General features: G+C 67.7%; 2 protein-coding genes. One reads left to right on the forward strand and one right to left on the reverse strand.

The features are described from left to right. Positions 1-94 precede the first annotated feature (94 nt). The gene (nucS, locus tag ACFU99_RS43695; RefSeq protein WP_384404350.1) at positions 95-757 is read right to left on the reverse strand and encodes an endonuclease NucS; all 663 of its coding nucleotides are present in this window, start codon (positions 755-757) and stop codon (positions 95-97) included. A 209-nt stretch (positions 758-966) separates the two neighbouring features. Here nucS and ACFU99_RS43700 point away from each other — a divergent pair, with 209 nt between their 5' ends. Continuing rightward, positions 967-1359, forward strand: a complete 393-nt coding sequence (locus ACFU99_RS43700; RefSeq protein ID WP_363132677.1) for an SCO5389 family protein — start codon at positions 967-969, stop codon at positions 1357-1359. Positions 1360-1401: the final 42 nt, after the last annotated feature.

Genomic DNA, 1401 nt, shown 5'->3' on the forward strand with positions numbered 1-1401 from the left:
GTACGGGAGATCCCCGTACGGCCCGTAACACTCACGGCCCGGTCTGAAAAGAGCGGTTAGTACTCAAAAGAGGTCCAGAAGGGCGAGGCGCCGTTCAGAAGAGGCGGAGCTTGTCGTCCTCGATGCCGCGCAGCGCGTCGTAGTCCAGGACCACGCAGCCGATGCCGCGGTCGGTGGCCAGCACCCGCGCCTGCGGCTTGATCTCCTGGGCCGCGAAGATGCCCTTGACCGGCGCGAGATGCGGGTCCCGGTTGAGGAGTTCGAGATAGCGCGTGAGCTGCTCGACGCCGTCGATCTCGCCGCGCCGCTTGAGCTCCACCGCCACCGTCGCGCCCTCGGAGTCCCGGCAGAGGATGTCCACGGGGCCGATGGCGGTGGGGTATTCGCGCCGGATCAGCGTCCAGCCCTCGCCAAGTGTCTCGATCCGGTCGGCGAGCAGCTCTTGCAGGTGTGCTTCCACGCCGTCCTTGATGAGGCCGGGATCGACGCCGAGTTCGTGCGAGGAGTCGTGCAGCACCTCCTCCATGGTGATGATGAGCTTCTCGCCCGCCTTGTTCACCACGGTCCACACATCGCCGTCGCCCTCCTTGAGCGTGCAGGGCGGCGACATCCAGTTGAGGGGCTTGTAGGCCCTGTCGTCAGCGTGAATGGAGACGCTGCCGTCGGCCTTCACGAGGATCAGACGCGGGGCCGAGGGGAGATGGGCGGTGAGCCGGCCCGCGTAGTCCACGGAGCAACGGGCGATGACGAGACGCATGGTCGGTCACGCTACTCGACGCCGGGCCGTCCACGCGATTCGCCCCGGATGGGGTTAAACGGCGATGGCCGGTTGTGTGCGCATTCTCCTGGTGCGTCGGCAGTGGCCGAATTACCGTTGAAGGGGGCGGTCGCCGTGCGGGCACTCTCCGTTGTCGACCGTCCGCCCATCCCTTAGACCCCGCTCGCGGGGTCGCGAGAGGAGAACCCATGTCGCTCGACGTCTCACCGGCCCTCCTCGAACAGGCCGAGCGAGGCGAGGTCGACGAAGCCGAATTCGTCGACTGCGTCCGGACCTCCCTGCCCTACGCATGGGAGATGGTCAGCTCCTTGGTGGCCCAGCTCAAGGTCGACGGTGGCGAGTTCGCCGACAACCAGACGCCTCCTCCGAACGAGCAGGCGCGCGGCCAACTGCTGCGCGCGCTGGCGAGTGACGCGATCCGCGGTGCGCTCCAGCGGCACTTCGGGGTCCGCCTGGCGTTCCAGAACTGCCACCGGGTTGCGGTCTTCCCGCTCGACCCGGCGGTCGACGACCGTCTCGCCCGTTTCACCTCGATCCGGGGCCAGCTGCTGAACCAGTCTCCGGAGCTTCGGGACTGCTGATGTGACCCGGCTGCCGCCCCGTATGCGGGAGGTGCGTTCAGG

The sequence above is a fragment of the Streptomyces sp. NPDC057654 genome, assembly GCF_042800135.1.
Taxonomy (GTDB): Bacteria; Actinomycetota; Actinomycetes; order Streptomycetales; family Streptomycetaceae; genus Streptomyces.

Bases quoted from the DNA above. Each gene is read 5' to 3' on its own strand.
- nucS (WP_384404350.1), bottom strand. From the start codon at position 757: ATGCGTCTCGTCATCGCCCGTTGCTCCGTGGACTACGCGGGCCGGCTC.
- ACFU99_RS43700 (WP_363132677.1), top strand. From the start codon at position 967: ATGTCGCTCGACGTCTCACCGGCCCTCCTCGAACAGGCCGAGCGAGGC.